The following is a 1,178-nucleotide window of genomic DNA, read 5'->3' as shown; positions in this document are numbered from 1 at the left end:
CGCCGAGGCCGCGGCGGCCGCCGCCAACGCCGCCCGCACCCCCCGCATCGCCCCGGCCACCGCGTACGCGCTCGGCGTGCTCCACGCCGACCAGCGCCTCGAGGTGGAGGCGGCCCGCTTCGCGTTCCAGCAGGTCTGGCAGCGGGCCGCGGCGGCCGCCGCCCGCTGAACGGCTCAGGCCGAGCGGCAACGTTCGAGCGGCAACGTTCGAGCTGCTCCGGCCGAGCGGTTTCCGCCGAGCGGCAGGGAGCACCCGAAGGACGCCGCGGGGGCCGCGACGCCCCTCCAACCGCCCGCCCCGGCCAGGGGTGGCCGCCGGTCCTCGGGGCACACGGAGTCCGTCGCCGCGACGACCGCGTACGGCAGGCGGCAGGCGGCAGGCGGCAGGCGGCAAGCGGCAAGCGGCAGGGCAGAGGTACACCGGCGGCACGGGCGATCAGGAACGGCACCGGCCGGGACGGAGGCGGGTGACGGTGACGGTGACGGTGACACCGAACGACGACCACGGGCAGGGGCGGACATGACAGTGCCGGACGACCGGTCCCCCTCGGACACCATCCGCGCCGGCGGCTGCCTGCTCTGGCGGCGCGCCGTGGCCGGCTCCGGCAGCGACGCGCCCGCCGGCGGCGGCGACGCGATCGAGCTGTGCCTGGTCCACCGGCCCGCCTACGACGACTGGTCGCACCCGAAGGGCAAGCTCAAGCCGGGCGAGAGCGCCCTGGCGGGGGCGCTGCGCGAGGTGCTGGAGGAGACCGGCCACTACTGCGTGCCCGGCGCCGCGCTCGGCACGGTCGGCTACGAGGTGGAGGGCCGGCCCAAGACCGTCGAGTACTGGGCCGCCGAGGAGAGCGGCGGCGCCTTCACCCCGAGCCGCGAGGTCGACCGGATCCTGTGGCTGTCGCCGGCCGCGGCCCGCGAGCGGCTCACGGAGCCCCGCGACCGGCTGCTCGTCGACGGCCTCGTGGCCGCCGTGCGCGGCGCGCGCCCCGACGCCGGCTGACGCGGGAGCACCCGCCGGACGCAAGGGGGGTGCGATGGGGCTGTGCGGCCTCGTCCTCGCCATCCGGGAACACCGCGGTGTACGACAGCCTCGAACAGGCGTACGCGCACCTCGGCCGGGGCGGGGGCGACACGTTCACGTCGATCGTGCTGATGACGGACGGCGAGTCCAACGCGGG

The 1,178-nt window shown here is 77.2% G+C and carries 1 protein-coding gene and 1 pseudogene; both read left to right on the top strand.

The features are described from left to right. Positions 1-169, top strand: a pseudogene (locus L1885_RS28530) (CHAD domain-containing protein); the annotation flags it as partial. A gap of 351 nt (positions 170-520) precedes the next feature. Further along, a complete protein-coding gene (locus L1885_RS28525) occupies positions 521-1,000 on the top strand; it encodes an NUDIX hydrolase (RefSeq protein ID WP_235800030.1) in 480 nt (159 codons plus the stop codon). Positions 1,001-1,178: the final 178 nt, after the last annotated feature.

It is taken from the genome of Streptomyces fuscigenes, assembly GCF_021556455.1.
Taxonomy (GTDB): Bacteria; Actinomycetota; Actinomycetes; order Streptomycetales; family Streptomycetaceae; genus Streptomyces; species Streptomyces fuscigenes.
This window is presented reverse-complemented; position numbering and strand designations above follow the sequence as displayed.